Source organism: Frankia sp. Hr75.2 (assembly GCF_949319125.1).
Lineage (GTDB): Bacteria > Actinomycetota > Actinomycetes > Frankiales > Frankiaceae > Parafrankia > Parafrankia soli.
In genome coordinates, this window is the sequence record NZ_CASGGV010000292.1 from 17,627 (window position 1) to 34,092 (window position 16,466).

The following is a 16,466-nucleotide window of genomic DNA, read 5'->3' on the forward strand; positions in this document are numbered from 1 at the left end:
CCGCCGGGCATCTCGTTCGCTGCGTTACCGCAGGTCAGAGTGCTGCGGTGGGGTCGAAGCCGGTCATGCGTCGGTCGTGTTAGGGCCCGGGTGGGCGTATCACTGCCAGACCGGGACCGATCGCGCTTTGCTACCATCCGGCACTCTAGGGGTGCCCGAAAAGGGGCACGGATGGTGATAGCGGGCGTGTCTCGCGCACCATCGTTCCGCGGGGCGGCGACCAGGAGGTCGGTCTGTGTCGGTCATCGACCGGGCTCGGGTGGCCACGGCACTGCCGGGGTACGTGCTCGGCCGCGAACTGGGCGCGGGCGCGTTCGGTCTGGTGATCGCCGGGCGTCGACTCGCACCCGGCCCCGGCGCGCCTGGCCTGGACCAGGCGGGAGGCGACGCGGCGGGCGACGGCGCCGCAACGGACGTGGCCGTCAAGATCCTCGACCTGGGCGTGGCCGACGGTGACGGCCCCAGCGGGGCGTCCGCGGGCACCGTCGTGCTCGGGTCGGATCCCGGTGCCGGTCCGCCGCCGGCCCCGGACCGTGACCAGGACGCCCGGATCCTCACCCAGCTCGATCATCCACACCTGTGCCAGCTGCTCGACATCGTCCCCGCCGACGGGCTGCGGCTGCTGGTAACCGAACTGCTGCCCGGCGGGACGCTGGCCAGCCAGAGCCTGACCCCGCAGGCCGCGTGCGCGGTCGTGCTCGCCGCCGCCGACGCGCTGATGCATGCCCACGCCGCCGGCGTCCTGCACCGCGATGTCAAACCCGCCAACATCCTTTTCACCGCGGACGGCCGGCCGAAACTGACGGACCTGGGCGTGGTCGGGCTCGTCGACGGGACGCCGCTGACCGCCGGCGGGGTCGTCGGAACCGCTCAGTACATGGCACCCGAGCAGGTGACCGGGGGCCGCCTGGGGCCCGCGACGGACATCTACGCGCTGGCCGCGACCCTGTACGAGCTGCTGGCCGGGACGCCGCTGTTCGGTGCCGGCCTGACCGCGCCCGACCTGTTACGCCATCACTGCGAGGTCGTCCCGGCTCCGCCGCCGGGCGTTCCGCCACCGGTGGCGGCGGTGCTGGCCAGGGCGCTGGCGAAGGCGCCGGGGGAGCGGCACCGCACCGCCGGGCAGTTCGCCATGGATCTCGCCGCGGCCGCGCGGCTGGGGTACGGCGGCGACTGGCTGACGTGGGCGGACGTCCCGCTGGCGGTCAGTGACGGGCTGCGCGAGCAGGGGTCGGGGCCCCACCCGGCGCTGGGACCGCCGGGCGCCACCGGCACCGGCACCGGCGGCACACCTGGCTCCGGCCCCGGAGATGCCGGAGCCAGCACAGGGGCCGAGGACGATCCGGCGGGGCGGACCACGAGGCTGGACCCGCCGCTGCCGCCGGTGACCTCCCTGCTTCCGGAGCCCGTGCCTGTCGGCCCGCCCGGCGCGTTCCCGCCTGCGGCGCCGGGCGACCAGGCTGCCGGCCACCATCCCGGCGGACCGTGGGCCACCCCCGGCGCCACGCCTGGCAAAGCACCCGGCGCCGGCCCCGGCGGGCCTGAGGGACCGGCCGGCCGGCGGGCGTCCCGGCGGCGGGTGTGGATTGTCGGCGCCGCGGTCGCGGCGGTGCTGGCGGTCGTGGCCGCGCTGGTCGTCCCGCGGGTCACCGGCGACGAGCAGGCGGTCACCGGTGCCGCTCCGGCCAGCCCGCTGAGCGGTCCGGGTACGGCGGCGCCGCCGGAACGGCCGGGACCGCTGCCGCCGCCACCGCCGTACCCGGTGGTCACGGTGGCCGGGACGGGCGAGGCGGCGTTCTCCGGCGACGGCGGCCCCGCCGGCTCGGCGGCGCTCAACGGCCCGTTCGGGATGGTCGCGGACTGGGCCGGCAACATCTACGTCGCCGACTTCGACAACAACCGGGTCCGGCGGATCACGGCGGACGGGACGATCACCACGATCGCCGGGACCGGCGAGGCGGGCTTCTCCGGCGACGGCGGGCCCGCCACCCAGGCGCAGCTGCGTCAGCCGGCGGCGGTGGCGCTCGACTCGACCGGCAACATCCTGATCGCGGACACGTTCAACCAGCGGATCCGCCGCGTCGACCCGGCCGGGATCATCACCACCGTGGCCGGTGGCGACGACCGCGGGCCCGGCGGCGACGGCGGCCCCGCGACCGAGGCCAGCCTCTGGTACCCCGGCGGGGTCGTGGCCGACCCGACCGGCAACATCTACATCGCCGACAGCGGCAACAACCGGATCCGGCGGGTCGGCACCGACGGGATCATCCAGACCGTGGCCGGCGGGGACGGCGAGGGCGCGTTCGGTGACGGCGGCCCGGCGGTCGACGCCCTGCTGACGTTCCCGATCAGTGTGGCGATGGACCGCCCCGGCCGGCTCTACATCGCCGACTCCGGCAACAACCGGATCCGCCGGATCGGGCTGGACGGGGTGATCGAGACCGTCGCCGGCACCGGCCTGCCCGGCTATTCCGGCGACGGCGGGCCGGCTACCCGCGCCACGCTGCGTTCCCCGCGCGGGGTCGCCGTCGACGCGCGGGGCGCCATCTTCATCACCGACCGGACCAACCGGCGTATCCGGCGGGTCGACCCGTCCGGGATCATCACCACCGTCGCGGGCACCGCCCACCCGGGCCGGGACGAGTCCGTCGACCCGGACGAGATGAGTCCCGATGGGCCGGTCGCGCTCGATCCCACCGGGGACGTCTTCGTCGCCGACCGGCGGCACAACCGGGTGCTCCACGTGGAGCTGACCGGCTCCGGGTAGCACCGGAGCCGCCGGCCGTCCCGGTGCCGGAACGAGAACCAGCGGACCAGCGGACCAGACAGCCGGACAACCGACAGACCGGACGACCAGACCAGGACGGAGGGGAGCCGTGCCAGTCGTCGACCGCGCGCGTGTCGCCGCCGCGCTCCCGGGCTACGGGATCGGCGGTGAGCTGGGGTCGGGTGCCTTCGGGCTCGTCCTCGCCGGCTACCACCAGGAGCTCGACCGGCGGGTCGCGGTCAAGGTGCTCTCCAGCGGAGCGGCCGAGGCGGCGGCGGACTTCCGCACCGAGGCCCGGCTGCTCAGCAGGCTCGACCACCCGCACATCGTGCGGACCTACGACTACGTCACCCGCGGTGACCTGTGTCTGCTGGTGATGGAGATGCTGCCCGGCGGGACGCTGACGCACCGGGTGATGCGCCCCGAGGCCGCCTGCGCGGTCGGCCTCGCCGTCGCCGACGCGCTCGCCCACGCGCACGCGCACGGCGTGCTGCACCGCGACATCAAACCGGCGAACATCCTGTTCACCGACGCCGGCCAGCCGAAGATCACCGACTTCGGTATCTCGAAGGTGTTCGAGGGGTCGGCGTCGACGGCGAGCCGGGTGGTGGGCACCCCCCGCTACATGGCCCCCGAGCAGATCACCGGCGACCGGCTCAGCCCGGCCACCGACCTGTACGCGCTCGGCGTCGTCCTCTACGAACTGTTCACCGGCGCGTCACTGGCCCCGCCGTCGCTGCCGCTGCCGGTGCTGCTGCGCCATCACACCGAGGTCGTCCCGCCCCCGCCGCCGGGGGTGCCGGCTCCGCTGGCCGCCGTGCTGATGCGCAGCCTGGCCAAGCGGCCCGAGGACCGCCATCCCAGCGCCCGGGCGTTCGCGATCGATCTGGCCCGCGCCGCCACCGCCGTGTTCGGGCGGCACTGGCTCGATCGCGCCGGCATCCCGATCCACCTCGCCGACGACGTCCGCCAGATCACCACCCGCAGGTTCGGGCGGGCCCCGCGGGCCGACGACCATCCGTGGCGCGGTGCCGGCGGCCCGGGCCCGGCCGGACGGGTGCGTTCCCGGCTGCCCGCGGTGCTGCTCGCCGGCGGCGGATCCGGCGGCCGGGTGCCGCTCGCGGTGACGGCGCTGGCTGTCCTCCTCGCCCTAGTCGCCGGTGGCGGGGTCGGCTGGGCGGTGTGGGGCCAGCCCGAGCCCGCGCCCCCGGCGCCGCCCGCGCCGCCGCCGGCCTGGCAGCCGGAGCTGGCCACGGGCACGATCACCACCGTGTTCGGGGCCGGCTCGGACGGCTTCTCCGGCGACGGCGGTCCCGCCGTACAGGCGGAGTTCGACCGCGCCAGCGATCTGACCATCGACGCCCCGCGCGGCTACGTCTACGTCGCCGACACCGACAACCACCGGATCCGCCGCGTCGACCGGGCCGGCACGATCACCACGGTCGCCGGCACCGGGGCGGACGGCTTCTCCGGCGACGGCGGCCCGGCCACCGAGGCGCAGCTCGACGAGCCGACCAGTGTCGCGGTCGCCCCCGACGGAACCCTGTACGTCGCCGACACGCGGAACCACCGGGTCCGCCGCATCGGCCGGGACGGGATCATCACCACGATCGCGGGGCAGGACGAGTTCGGTTTCGCCGGTGAGGTGAGCGAGGACGGCCTGGCCTACTCGGGCGACGGCCTGCCCGCGGTGAACGCGAAGCTCAACTACCCCAACACCGTGCTGATGGAGACCGATGGGAGTCTGCTGATCGCGGACGGTGAGAACAACCGGGTCCGCCGCATCGGCCTGGACGGGATCATCACCACGATCGCGGGCACCGGCGCGGAGGGCTTCGGCGGCGACGGCGGCCCGGCCACGTCCGCCCGGTTCAGCTACCCGAGCGCGCTGGCCCGCGGCCCCGACGGCAGCCTCTATGTCGCCGACCAGGACAACCACCGGGTGCGCCGCATCGCCGGGGACGGGACGATCAGCACGCTGGCCGGGACGGGAAAGACGGGGTACTCCGGTGACGGCGGCCCGGCCGACCAGGCGCAGATCAACGCGGTCGGCGCCGACCTCGTCGTCGACGCTGCGGGCAACGTCTACCTCTCCGACCCGGGGAGCAACCGGGTCCGCCGCATCGCCCCCGACGGGACCATCACCACGATCGCCGGTACGGGGGTGTCGAAGTACTCCGGCAACGGCGGCCCGGCGACCGCCGCCGAGCTGGTGTACCCGGGCGGACTCGCTCTCGACCAGCTCGGGAACCTCTACATCGCCGACGGTATCGACAGCCGGGTGCGAGCCGTACGCCTCCCGCCGGGCAGCTGCGCCGCCGCGCCGTGCCCGACGTCCTCACCGGCCCCCGGCGCGTCCCCGGCGCCCGCCGGACCCGTCCCGCCCGCGACAGCTGCGACGCCCGCGGTCGCGGGCACCGCGGCCTAGGGTCCGGCGTGCCCGCCGTCGACCGCGCGCGGATCGCCCACGCGCTGCCCCGCTACACCCTCGGCGACCAGCTCGGCTCGGGCTCGTTCGGCCTGGTCATCGCCGGGCACCACCAGGATCTCGACCGCCCTGTCGCGATCAAGATCCTGGTGGCGGCGCTCGCGGACGACTTCCGGGCCGAGGCGCGGATGCTCAGCCGCCTCGACCACCCGCACATCGTCCGCATCTACGACTACGTCGCCCAGGACGACCTGTGCCTGCTGATCATGGAGAAGTTGGGGGGCGGCAGCCTCGCCCAGCACCGCCTGCGGGCCGAGGCGGCCCTCGCCGTCGGGGTGGCCGTCGCCGACGCGCTCGCCCACGCGCACGCCCACGGCGTGCTGCACCGTGACATCAAGCCGGACAACATCCTGTTCACCGACGCCGGGCAGCCCAAGCTCACCGACTTCGGCATCGGGAAGATCGTCGAGGGTGGGGCGGGCACGGTCAGCCGCGCCGTCGGTACCCCGAAGTACATGGCGCCCGAGCAGATCACCGGTGCGCCGGTCGGGCCGCCCGCGGACCTCTACGCGCTCGGCGCCGTCCTCTACGAGCTGGCCGCGGGCCGGCCCATGTTCGACCCCGGGCTGGGGGTCGCGCAGCTGCTGCGCCATCAGTGCGAGGTCGACCCGCCCGCGCCGCCCGGCGTGCCGCCGGTGGTGAGCGACATCATCCTGCGTGCGCTGGCCAAGGATCCCGCCGCCCGCCAGCCCGGCGCGCACGAGCTGGCCCGCGCCCTGGCGGAGGCGGCCCTCGGTCTGTTCGGCCCGGACTGGCTGGCGCGCAGCGGGCTGATCGTCCGGCGCACCGAGACCACGGACGCACCGGATCCGCCCGGTGGCACCGGCACCGTCCGCCGCTTCACCCCGGCCGCGGGACGGTCCGTCCCGCCCGGACCCTCCGGTCTGGTGAGCCCACCCGGCGAACCCGGCCCGCCGGGCTCACCGGGGGCGGCTGACCTGGCGGTGACGTCCGGTCCGGTGGCGGTTCCGGTCGCGCCGGGTGGGCCCGGTCCGGAGGGCTCCGCGGGTTCCGGCGGCGCCTCCGGGCCGCCGGGGCGGAACCTGTTCGAGGGCACCCCGTACGGCCCGCGCCGGCGTACCGCCGGGTGGGGCGGGCGGCGCGTCACCGCCGCCGTGGTCGCCGGGGTGGCCGCGGTCGCCCTGGCCGTCACCGGAGTGGTCGTGCTCGTCGGCGGCGGTGCGGGCTCCGACGACGAGGTCGCCGTCCCCGTCACCCCGACCGCCCCGCCGCGGACTCCCGCGCCCGCGACGATCGACAGCATCGCCGCCTGGGCCGCCGCGCCGTCCGGCGGTTTCTACGTCGTCGAGGACGGCGGCACCCGGCTGTTGCGGCTGGGTTTGGACGGGAAGGTGTCCGTCGTCGCGGGCACCGGTGCGCAGGGGTCGGACGGTGACGGTGGCCCCGCCGTCCAGGCACGCCTGCGTGGGCTCGACGCCGTCGCGGTCGACGGCGCCGGCACCGTCTATCTCGGCGAGGACTCGAACGGCAAGATCAGGAGGATCGGCCGCGACGGGGTGATCACGACGGTGGTGGGTGGCGGGACGCGCCTCGCCCGGGAGGGCGAGCCGGCAACCGAGGTCTCGCTCTCCTTCATCTCAGGCCCGATAGCCGTCGACACGGACGGCGACCTCTACCTCTACGGCGCGGGCCGGATCTACCGGGTCGACCGCGACGGCATCCTGCACGTCGTCGCCCGCACGCAGGAGCCGGGATCCACCGAGGCGCCCCCGGAGGGCGAGGAGGACGTGCCCGTCGTCGCGGCCAACATCGGTGACCTGGAGGTACGCGACGGACAGGTCTACATCGCCGACTACTCCGCCGACCGGATCCAGGTGCTCGGCCCGGACGGCGCCGTGCGCACCCTGGCCGGCGGCGGCCGGGAGGGCGACAGCGGGGACGGCGGCCCGGCGACCGCCGCCGCCCTGAGCCTGTCCGTCGATGCCTCTGTCCTCGCGTTCGACCCGGCGGGCGGTCTGTACGTCGTCGAGTCCCTCGGCAACCGGGTGCGGCGGGTCGACCCCGGCGGGACCATCACCACCGTCGCCGGCACCGGCGAGCTCGGCTCGGACGGCGACGGCGGCCCCGCCGCGAAGGCCCGGCTCTGGTTTCCCCGCCGCATCACGGTCGACGCCGCGGGCGTCCTGTACGTGAACGAGACCGGCACGACCATCCGACGGGTCGGCCTCGACGGGATCATCACCACGATTCACGAGTGACCGTGGCGCCGCGAGCGTGAGAGCGCGAGGCCTCGGGCCGTCGCCAGGTCAGGACGGGGACACGCCGGAGTCCTGGCCGCCGGTGGCGCGCCCGGCGGTGATCAGGGAGAGGACCTCGGCGAGGTAGGTCTCGGCCGCGGTCTTGCTGATCCCCAGGGCGGTGAGCGGGCCGGTGCCGTCCTCCAGCTCCAGCAGCGCCAGCAGGATGTGTTCGGTGCCGACGTAGTTGTGCCCCAGCCGCAGCGCCTCCCGGAAGGTGAGCTCCAGGGCCTTCTTGGACGGCCCGTCGAACGGGATCAGAGCGGGAAGGTCGTCCACCCGCGGGGGCAGGGCCGCGGTCACGGCCTGGCGGACGGCGTCGAGGGAGACACCCTGGGCGGCGATGGCGGCCGGGCCGAGGCCCTCCGGGTCGGCGAGCAGACCGAGGATCAGGTGGCCGGGGGTGATCTCGGCGTTGCCCGCCGCCCGGGTCTCGTTCTGGGCGGCGACGATGCTGTTGCGGGCCCGCGGGGTGTAGCGGCCGAACCCCTGTGACGGGTCGAGGCTGGACGGCTCGCCGGGCCCCTTGGGTACGAAGCGCTTCTGGGCGGCCTGCTTCGTCACGCCCATGCTGGCGCCGATCTCCGTCCAGGATGCGCCGGAGCGGCGGGCCTGGTCGACGAAGTGGCCGATGAGGTGGTCGGCCACCTCGCCGAGGTGGTCGGCGACCATGACGGCGTCGGTGAGCTGGTCGAGGGCGTCCGAGTGCGCCGTCTTGATCGCCGCGATGAGGTCGTCGAGGCGGACGGGGTTGCTGATGGGGACGGGGCTCGGGTTCGTCATGCCGTCAACTCTAGGTTGACGCTCCTCGAAGCGTCAACCTAGAGTTGACGAATGGCTGCGGCCGCGGGTGCGTTCAGTCGGTCGTGCGGCGCCGGTAGAGGGCGACCGCCAGCGGCGCGCACACCACGACGATCCCCACCGACCAGAGCACGGCGGCGACCACCGGGTGCTGCATCGGCCAGGCGTCCGCGGTGGCCGAGGGGTTCGGATTGCCGAACAGGTCCCGCGCGGCCGCCGTCACCGCGCTGACCGGGTTCCACTCGGCGATCGCCCGCACCGCGGCCGGCATGCCGGCCGTGGGCACCATCGCGTTGGAGACGAACGCGAGCGGGAACAACACCACCAGCCCGATCCCCTGCGCGCTCTCCGGGCCGTCACTGACCATGCCCAGGCACGCCGTCGCCCAGGCCAGCGCGTAGGCGAACAGCAGCGGGATCGCGAACGCCGCCACGAACCGGGCCGGCGAGGTGTGCGGCCGCCAGCCGATCGCCAGCCCGGTGAGCACGACGATCGACATGCACACCAGCGACGAGAGCAGGTCGGACAGCGACCGGCCGACGAGGACGGCGGCCCGCCAGATCGGCAGGGTGCGGAACCGGTCGACGGCGCCGCTGCCCAGATCCGTGCTCAGGCCGACCGCCGTCCCGATCGAGGCGGTCGTGAGGTTCAGCGAGATCAGCCCGGCGATGGCGAACTGCTTGTAGTCCCCGCCTCCGACGGCCACGCCGCCGCTGAGCACGTACACGAACAGCAGCGTGAACAGCACCGGCTGGATGGTCACGTCGGACAGTTGCAGAGGTTCCCGGGCGACGTGGACGAGGTTGCGGCGGGTCAGCACGACGACGTCGCGCACCGCCTGGCCGATCGAGCCCGACCGCGCGGGCGCCGCGGGCGCCGCGGGCGCCGCGGGCGTCGTGGGCGTCGCGGGCGTCGCGGGGGCGCTCGGCGTGGGGGTGCCGGTCGCGACGGTGAGCTGGGACATCAGGACACTCCCTGGCCGGTGAGCGCGAAGAAGACGTCGTCGAGGGACGGGGCGTGCACGACGACGTCGTCGACGAGCGCACCCACCCCGTCGAGGGCCCGGATCACCTCGGTCGCCACCCCGGAGCCGCTGCGCACCCCGGCCCGCAGCCGCCGCCCGCCCGCGTCGACGTCGACCCGGCCCTCGACGAGAGGCGCCAACGCGGGGAGTGCGCCGTCGTGCGGGGCGCTCAGCGTGACCTCCAGCCGGTGCCCGCCGGTCGCCGCCTTCAGCTCACCGGCGGTGCCGCGGGCGACGACCCGGCCGTGGTCGATCACCACGATGCGGTCGGCGAGCGCGTCGGCCTCCTCCAGGTACTGGGTGGTCAGCAGGATCGTCGTGCCGGCCGCGACGAGGTCGCGCACGACGTCCCACATCCGCGCCCGGCTCGTCGGGTCCAGCCCGGTGGTCGGCTCGTCGAGGAACAGCACGGCCGGGTGGGCGACCAGGCTGGCGGCGAGGTCGAGGCGCCGGCGCATCCCGCCCGAGTAGCCCTTCACCACGCGGTCGGCGGCGCCGGCCAGCTCGAACCGCTCCAGCAGCTCGTCGGCGCGGGTGGCGGCCGCGCCGCGGCGCAGGCCGCTGAGCTCGGCGACCATCCGCAGGTTCTGCCGGCCGGTCAGCGCCTCGTCGACGGTGGCGTCCTGCGCGGTCACGCCGATGCGTCGGCGGACCTCGCCGGCCTGGGTGACGACGTCGTAGCCGGCGACGCGGGCGTGACCGGCGTCCGGCCGGGCCAGCGTCGTCAGGATCCGCACGGCGGTGCTCTTGCCCGCCCCGTTCGGGCCGAGGACGCCGAGGATCGTTCCCGCGGGGACGCTCAGGTCGACCCCGGCCAGCGCCTGGGTGTCGCCGTAGCGTTTCGCGAGGTCCGTCGCCTCGATCATGATCTGGTCCATCCGGGCTCCGTCCCGCCGAATATTTACCTGCCAGCAGGTAAGCTGACTTACCTGTCGCAAGGTAAGTAACATCGTGTCGGGTCGTCAAGTAGGTTGAGATCATGCCCAGACCGCCCGCGCCCACCGAAGGGGAGAAGAGCACCCGGGAACGGATCCTCGACGTGGCCCTGGAGCTGTTCAGCACCGCCGGGTACGAAGCGGTGTCGCTGCGCGAGATCGCGGAGCGGATGAACTTCACGAAGGCGGCGCTCTACTACCACTTCTCGAGCAAGGACGACATCCTGCTCGCCCTGCACCTGCGTCTGCACGATCTCGGCCGGGCGGGCTTCGACGACCTCGAGGCGGATCTGGCCCGCCCGGAGCGCTGGCCGCAGCTGCTCGACCTCGTCGTCAACACCATGCTGGCGAACCGGTCGCTGTTCCTGTTCCACATCCGCAACCACGGTGCGCTCGAACGGCTGCACGGCCACAGCCACGACGCCGACCACGCCGACCTGCAGGAGCGGTTCCAGCGGATCCTCACCGACGAGAACGTCCCGGTGGAGCTGCGGGTGCGGCTGATGTGCGCCCTCGGCGCGATCGCCGGCGGGTTCGTGCTCGGCGGTGAGGTGCTCGCCGCCGTCCCGGACGCCGACCTCGGCCGGATGCTGCGCGCCGCCGTCGGTGACCTGATGTCCCCGGCCGCCGCCCTCGCGCAGCCGACCCGCACCTCCTGACCGAACCGCGCCGTGTCGCGCGGGTAGCCGTCAGGTGGCGACGGGTGGCCGCGCACCTGCCATGATCCAGGGCCATGACGACGCGGGACGGGCGGCAGCCGGCCAGCCGGCGGGGATTCCTCGACGCGACGCTGCGGCTGGCGGCCTCCGGCGGGTTCGCCGCGGTCGCCGGCACCGGGGCGGCGGGCTGCGACGGCCCGGCGCCCGACCCGGGCGGCGCACCGTCGGCCACCGCCGCGCCCCGGCCCTTCGCCACCGGCACGCCGGGCCCGATCGCCGCCACCGACCTGGTGGACGTCGACACGCTCTGGGGCTGGGTCGAGCGGATGACCGCGGTGGGACCGCGGTTCACCGGCTCGGCGGCGCACCGGCACCACATCGACGACCTCGAGCGACAGCTGCGCGACTACGGCCTCGAGGTGACCCGCCATCCGACCCCGCTGTCGCAGTGGCTCGCGCGGTCCTGGTCGCTGCGGGTCACCGACGCCACCGGCGCGACCCGGTCGGTGCCCGTCGCCTACTACCGGCCGTACTCGGGGGAGACCGGCCCGGCCGGTGTCGAGGGACCGCTGGTCGACCTGGGCGCCGGCGCCGAAGCCGACTACCAGGCCGCCGGCGCCGGCCTGGCGGGCGCCGCGAGCGGCCCGGGTGCTCTGGGAGCCCCGGATGCCCCGGGCGTCCCGGGCGCGGGGTCGCCGTCCGGGGCGATCGTGCTGGTCGACGCCCCGGTGGCCCGGCTGCGTGCCTCGGTGCTCGCCGACCTGGCGTACGACGTCCACCCGCCCGAGGCCCGCGCCGAGTTCGCGGCGGAGGACTACTCCCGGGTCTGGCTGGGGATCCCGCCGGCGCCGAGCCTGGCCACCGCCCGCGCCCACGGCGCCGTCGGCATGATCGAGGTCTCCGACATGTCACCCGCCCTCGCCGCCGGGCAGTACACCCCACACCAGCAGGAGCACGCCGACCTCCCGGCGCTGCGGGTCGACCGGGAGCAGGGCGCCCTCCTGCGCGGCCTGCTCGCCCGCGGGCCGGTGCGCGCCACCCTCGTCCTGGACGCCGACCGGAGCCGCACCACCGTCGACTACCTGCTGGCCCGCCTGCCAGGAGCCGGGCCGCGCCAGGACCCACGAACCGTCCTCGTCGCCACCCACACCGACGGGCAGAACGCGCTCGAGGAGAACGGCGGCCCGGCGCTGCTCGCGCTCGCCGAGTACTTCAGCCGGTTCCCGGCCGCCACCCGCCGCCGCGACCTGCTGTTCATGTTCTCTCCGAGCCACATGACCGCCGAGACGGCGACCGTGAAGCCGGACGAGTGGCTGCGCGAGCACCCCGACATCACGGCGGGGATCGACATGGCGCTCGCCGTCGAACACCTCGGCGCCATGGCCTGGGACGACGACGGCGGCACCGGCCCCTACCGCGCCACCGGCCGCACCGAGCCGGTCGCCGTCGCGGTGGGCAACAGCGAGACCCTGCGCCGGCTGGCCACCGACGAGGTCCGCCACAGCGACCTGGCCCGCACCGGCATCCAGAAGCCGTTCCAGGACGGCCTCTACGGCGAGGGGACCTTCGCCTACCGCCTCGGCATCCCCACCATCGCGATGATCACCGGGCCGGCCTACCTGTTGCAGGTCACCCCGGGCGACAACCTCGACAAGCTGGACCGGGACCTACTGCATCGCCAGACGCTCTTCCTGGCCCGGCTGCTCGCCCGGATGACCGAGCTGCCCCCGATCGCCGAACTGCCCCGGGTCACCGGGCTGCCCGGCACCACGCCGGCCTGAGTACGGAGGCAGTCGATACCAGCTGTAGCGGCGACCAGAACAGGATGCTGACCGTCGAATCCGGTATGCGGAATTGAGGACCGTCGTGACCTTCTCCAAATTGTATGGCAGCATCTGCCGTCTGATTGGGAAGGAGCCTCATGGCCAGATGTGCGCCAACGTTCATCCGCCGCTTCGCTCCGGTCGCCGCTCTGACGGTCGCCGCATCTTTGTCCGCATCGGCTTTGTCCGCAACGGCCGGTATCGCCGCCCCGTCGACATCCCCGCCCTCGCCCGCCCTCGCCCGTCCTTTATCGGCGGGCACACAGGCCTGGTGGAACTACGACCGTCCGGCCACCTATCAGACCGTCTCCACCGAGACCACAGTTCCGGCCCGGGACGGCACCCCGCTCAGCTGCACCCTGGTCCGGCCGGCGACCGACGGTGCGCCGGCCGCGGGTACCTTCCCCGGCCTGGTCGTCGAGTTCACTCCGTATACGGCATTACGGGCGAGCTACGTCGCCAGCGAGGCCACCTATTTCGCGACCCACGGCTACAACGCCCTGGTCTGCAACCTGCGGGGGACCGGCGGATCAGGGGGCACCTGGCAGCACGCCATGTCGCCCCAGGACGGCAAGGATGCCCGCGACCTGGTCGAATGGCTGGCCGTCCAGCCCTTCTCGAACGGCCGGATCGGAATGACCGGCGAGAGCTACGGCGGTGACACGACCTACGCCGCCGCCATCAACCGGCCTCCGCACCTGGTCGCCATCGCCCCGCTGCAGTCCCCGGCCGACCTCTACAGCGACGTCATCTATCCGGGTGGCATCAAGACCACAGAGGGCGGCAGCATCGACAACTGGCCCGACACCGCTCAGCTGATCAGCGGCGGAGCGATCAACGCCGAGGCCGAGTACGCGGCCAACCGCGCGCACCCCACCTACGACGACTACTGGCAGTCACGATCGTTCGTCGGCCGCCATCATGCGATCAACGTCCCGATTTTCGCGATGGGCGGCTGGGTCGACCAGTACTTCCGCTCCGGCCAGTTCACCAACATCGAAGGTGCCCTCGGCCGCACGTGGGCCATCTACGGCCAGTGGCCGCACCAGGCCCCGCTGCGGTATCCGAGCTGCGGGCGGGTCTGCAACTCCGAAGGACTCTCCCCGGGGATCACACTCGCCTGGTTCGACCACTGGGTGATGCGGATTCCCAACGTCCCGATCCCGCCCCGGCCGACGCTGGTCAGTTACGCCGGCGCCAGCCCCGGCACGACCTCAGCGGGATGGCGGGAGATCATCGGCTACCGGCCGACCGGCACCACCACGCGAGCGTTCACCCTCAACCCGGACGGCTCGCTGGGAGCGGCCAGCCCGACGGCCGGAACCAGGACGTTCCACCAGCCGCAGGATCCGTCGACCGCCGGGGGGTCCGTCCTCTTCCAGACCAGCGCGCTCACCGCACCGACGGCGCTGTTTGGCCGCCCGACGCTCACGCTGCGGGCGAGGCTGTCCGGCCCGGACGCCAACCTCTACGTCGAACTGCTCGACGTCGGACCTGACGGTACCGAGACGCTGGTCAACAACGGCTTCCTCCGGGCCAGCCACCGGATCTCGAGCGTCGTGCCCACCCCGGTGCCGACCGGGGCACCCGTCACCCTCACCGTTCCGATCCGGCCGGACGACTGGCAGTTCGGGGCCGGCCACCGCATCGCCGTGCGCGTCTCCGGCGGCGTCTCGACGATGCTCACCCAGAATCCGACCCCGGTCGACGTCACCGTCGCCACCGGCGTCGGCGGCTCCACCCTGACCCTTCCGACCGTCGCCTGACCCTGACCCTGACCCTGAGCCTGTGGGGCCTGCCCGGCGCCTAGCCTGGTGGTGGACGGTCCGATCCACCGTCACGGGCGCACGGGCAGGAGGGCGAGTGGCTGGGGACGGCGCAAAGCGGCCGTACCGAACATCGCCGAGTGTGCGACAGGCCCGGGCCGACCGGCTGGAAGCCGCGGCCCGGGCCGTCGAGTCAGCCGCTCTCCAGTTGTTCGAGCTCCGCGGATTCGACGTGGTGACGGTCGACGACATCGCGGCCGCCGCGAGGATCTCCGTCCGCACGTTCTACCGCTACTTCCCGGCCAAGGACGATGTCCTGCGGGCCGTCGTCCGGCGCCGGGCACAGGCCGTCGCAACCGCCCTGGCGACCCGACCTGCGGACGAGGCGCCGATGCGTTCGGTCCGCCAGGCCGTCCAGGACGTCGTCGCCGCCGAGGACTCGGCCGAGGTCGCCCGGTGGGTCCAGGTCGTGGAGGCCAGCCTCTACGCCACCCGGGTGATGCTCGGTGTGAGCATCCTGGAGTTCAACGGCGTCCTCGCCGAGTTCCTTGGCATGCGGCTGGGCAAGGCGCCCGACGACCTGGAGCCCGCGATGCTCGCAGTCGCCGCGGGTGCGATCATCCTCGCCGCACAGACCCGCTGGTATCTGCTCGGCGGAGACCTGGCGGCGACGATCAGCGATGCCCTCACCGTCATCGACACCGTCGTCCTGGGCGGGGTCGGCGCCAGCGAATGATGCGCCATCCCTCGCTCCGAGGAGTGGAAGTCATCGTGGCAGACGTTTCACGTCGCACCTGATCGAAGCCGCGCGCGGCTAGTGTTGGACGGGTGGATGACCGGCAGCCGGAACCTCGCGCCGCGAGCGGGGGAACCGGGCCTGGTGCGGCACTCGGCCCGCTGTGGGAAAGTCCGCCGGCGCCGCCCGGACCCGGGCTGACCCGCGCGGCGATCGTCGGAGCCGCCATCGACATCGCCGACCGCGAAGGGCTCGACGCGGTCTCCATCCGCCGGGTCGCGGCCGTGCTCGACGCCCGGCCGATGAGCCTCTACACCCACGTCCCGAGCAAGGACGACCTGCTCGACCTCATGACCGACCGGGTCGCCGGGGAGGCCGTCCTGACCGAGGCGCTGCCCACGGACTGGCGGGCGGCGATGCGGGCCATCGCTGCCCGCAGCCGGGAAGTGGGCCTGCGCCATACGTGGATGCTGCGGTCCGTCGTGAAACGCGGAAACATCGGCCCGAACGCCGTGCGACACATCGAGCAGTCGTTCGAGGCCCTCGCCGGCCTGCGGGTGGAGACCAGCCGCAGGATTGAAATCCTGCGGGCCGTGGACACGTTCGTGATCGGGCACATCCTCGGGGAGGTCTCCGCGCGCAAGCGCGAGGGCCAACAGGCGTGCGCCGCCGACGGCCCGGCCCCGGACCAGAACCTGGCCCCTGAGCGTCGCCTGGCCGCGGAGCAGGACCGGGCCCCGGCGCGGGCGGGTGGCGGCGGGGACGAGCGCGACCGTGGCACGGGAGCGCCCGCGGTCGATCGCGCGGTCGATCGCGCGGTGCCCGGCCTGCCGGCCGAACCGCGCTGGCAGGCCGTCGTCGAGCATCTGCACCAGCTCGCGGCGAGTGGACAGCACCCGGCGCTCGCCGAGGTGCTGACCGAACCGCTCACGCTCTCGGGCGGACATGCGGACCGGGCCTTCGAGCAGGGCCTCGACTGGCTGCTGTCCGGCATCGCCGCCACCCTGCCACCAGACGCCGCCGCGGCCTGATTCCCCGCCGGCGGTAACCGCCGAGGTCGACGTTGGAACAGGGGAGAACCCGGAAAGTCAACACGACTTTTCCCATTCGACTGCCCCACCCCCCGGCCAGCGGGCAGCATGCGCCAGGACCGGTGTCCAGATTGCCTGGACCCACCATCCCGACACCCCGCCGTCGCGCGCCGCCGTC

The 16,466-nt window shown here is 74.0% G+C and carries 11 protein-coding genes; 8 read left to right on the plus strand and 3 right to left on the minus strand.

Features of this window, described 5'->3' with window-relative positions; translation table 11 throughout:
* Positions 1 to 235 precede the first annotated feature (235 nt).
* The 3 genes from AC559T_RS21960 to AC559T_RS21970 all read left to right on the plus strand — a co-directional run bounded on the left by AC559T_RS21960 (position 236) and on the right by AC559T_RS21970 (position 7,474).
* Entirely contained in the window at positions 236 to 2,767 is a 2,532-nt protein-coding gene (locus AC559T_RS21960) for an NHL domain-containing protein (protein ID WP_498869945.1), read from the plus strand.
* Positions 2,768 to 2,876: 109 nt separating this feature from the next.
* A complete protein-coding gene (locus tag AC559T_RS21965) occupies positions 2,877 to 5,195 on the plus strand; it encodes a protein kinase domain-containing protein (protein WP_071063411.1) in 2,319 nt (772 codons plus the stop codon).
* A gap of 8 nt (positions 5,196 to 5,203) precedes the next feature.
* A complete protein-coding gene (locus tag AC559T_RS21970; RefSeq protein ID WP_498869946.1) occupies positions 5,204 to 7,474 on the plus strand; it encodes a serine/threonine-protein kinase in 2,271 nt (756 codons plus the stop codon).
* Between the two features lie 48 nt (positions 7,475 to 7,522).
* Here AC559T_RS21970 and AC559T_RS21975 read toward each other — a convergent pair whose 3' ends face one another.
* The 3 genes from AC559T_RS21975 to AC559T_RS21985 form a co-directional block, all read right to left on the minus strand.
* Entirely contained in the window at positions 7,523 to 8,296 is a 774-nt protein-coding gene (locus tag AC559T_RS21975; protein ID WP_368955588.1) for a Clp protease N-terminal domain-containing protein, read from the minus strand.
* 73 nt (positions 8,297 to 8,369) lie between these two features.
* Positions 8,370 to 9,278, minus strand: a complete 909-nt coding sequence (locus AC559T_RS21980; protein WP_498869947.1) for an ABC transporter permease — start codon at positions 9,276 to 9,278, stop codon at positions 8,370 to 8,372.
* Positions 9,278 to 10,216: an ATP-binding cassette domain-containing protein gene (locus AC559T_RS21985; RefSeq protein WP_071063405.1), complete on the minus strand. Its 939-nt coding sequence runs from the start codon at positions 10,214 to 10,216 to the stop codon at positions 9,278 to 9,280. Before AC559T_RS21985 ends, AC559T_RS21980 begins: the two co-directional genes overlap by 1 nt.
* Before the next feature lie 101 nt (positions 10,217 to 10,317).
* Here AC559T_RS21985 and AC559T_RS21990 point away from each other — a divergent pair, with 101 nt between their 5' ends.
* The 5 genes from AC559T_RS21990 (at position 10,318) to AC559T_RS22010 (ending at position 16,288) form a co-directional block, all read left to right on the plus strand.
* The gene (locus AC559T_RS21990; protein ID WP_020461616.1) at positions 10,318 to 10,932 is read left to right on the plus strand and encodes a TetR/AcrR family transcriptional regulator; all 615 of its coding nucleotides are present in this window, start codon (positions 10,318 to 10,320) and stop codon (positions 10,930 to 10,932) included.
* A 74-nt stretch (positions 10,933 to 11,006) separates the two neighbouring features.
* Positions 11,007 to 12,713: a hypothetical protein gene (locus AC559T_RS21995; RefSeq protein ID WP_112104808.1), complete on the plus strand. Its 1,707-nt coding sequence runs from the start codon at positions 11,007 to 11,009 to the stop codon at positions 12,711 to 12,713.
* 140 nt (positions 12,714 to 12,853) lie between these two features.
* A complete protein-coding gene (locus tag AC559T_RS22000; RefSeq protein ID WP_498869948.1) occupies positions 12,854 to 14,521 on the plus strand; it encodes a CocE/NonD family hydrolase in 1,668 nt (555 codons plus the stop codon).
* Between the two features lie 142 nt (positions 14,522 to 14,663).
* Entirely contained in the window at positions 14,664 to 15,257 is a 594-nt protein-coding gene (locus tag AC559T_RS22005) for a TetR family transcriptional regulator (protein WP_498869949.1), read from the plus strand.
* Between the two features lie 92 nt (positions 15,258 to 15,349).
* The gene (locus tag AC559T_RS22010; RefSeq protein ID WP_498869950.1) at positions 15,350 to 16,288 is read left to right on the plus strand and encodes a TetR/AcrR family transcriptional regulator; all 939 of its coding nucleotides are present in this window, start codon (positions 15,350 to 15,352) and stop codon (positions 16,286 to 16,288) included.
* Positions 16,289 to 16,466: the final 178 nt, after the last annotated feature.

Coding starts and splice junctions, on each gene's coding strand:
- AC559T_RS21975 (WP_368955588.1), bottom strand. CDS start 8,296: ATGACGAACCCGAGCCCCGTCCCCATCAGCAACCCCGTCCGCCTCGAC.
- AC559T_RS21980 (WP_498869947.1), bottom strand. CDS start 9,278: ATGTCCCAGCTCACCGTCGCGACCGGCACCCCCACGCCGAGCGCCCCC.
- AC559T_RS21985 (WP_071063405.1), bottom strand. CDS start 10,216: ATGGACCAGATCATGATCGAGGCGACGGACCTCGCGAAACGCTACGGC.
- AC559T_RS21990 (WP_020461616.1), top strand. CDS start 10,318: ATGCCCAGACCGCCCGCGCCCACCGAAGGGGAGAAGAGCACCCGGGAA.
- AC559T_RS21995 (WP_112104808.1), top strand. CDS start 11,007: ATGACGACGCGGGACGGGCGGCAGCCGGCCAGCCGGCGGGGATTCCTC.
- AC559T_RS22000 (WP_498869948.1), top strand. CDS start 12,854: ATGGCCAGATGTGCGCCAACGTTCATCCGCCGCTTCGCTCCGGTCGCC.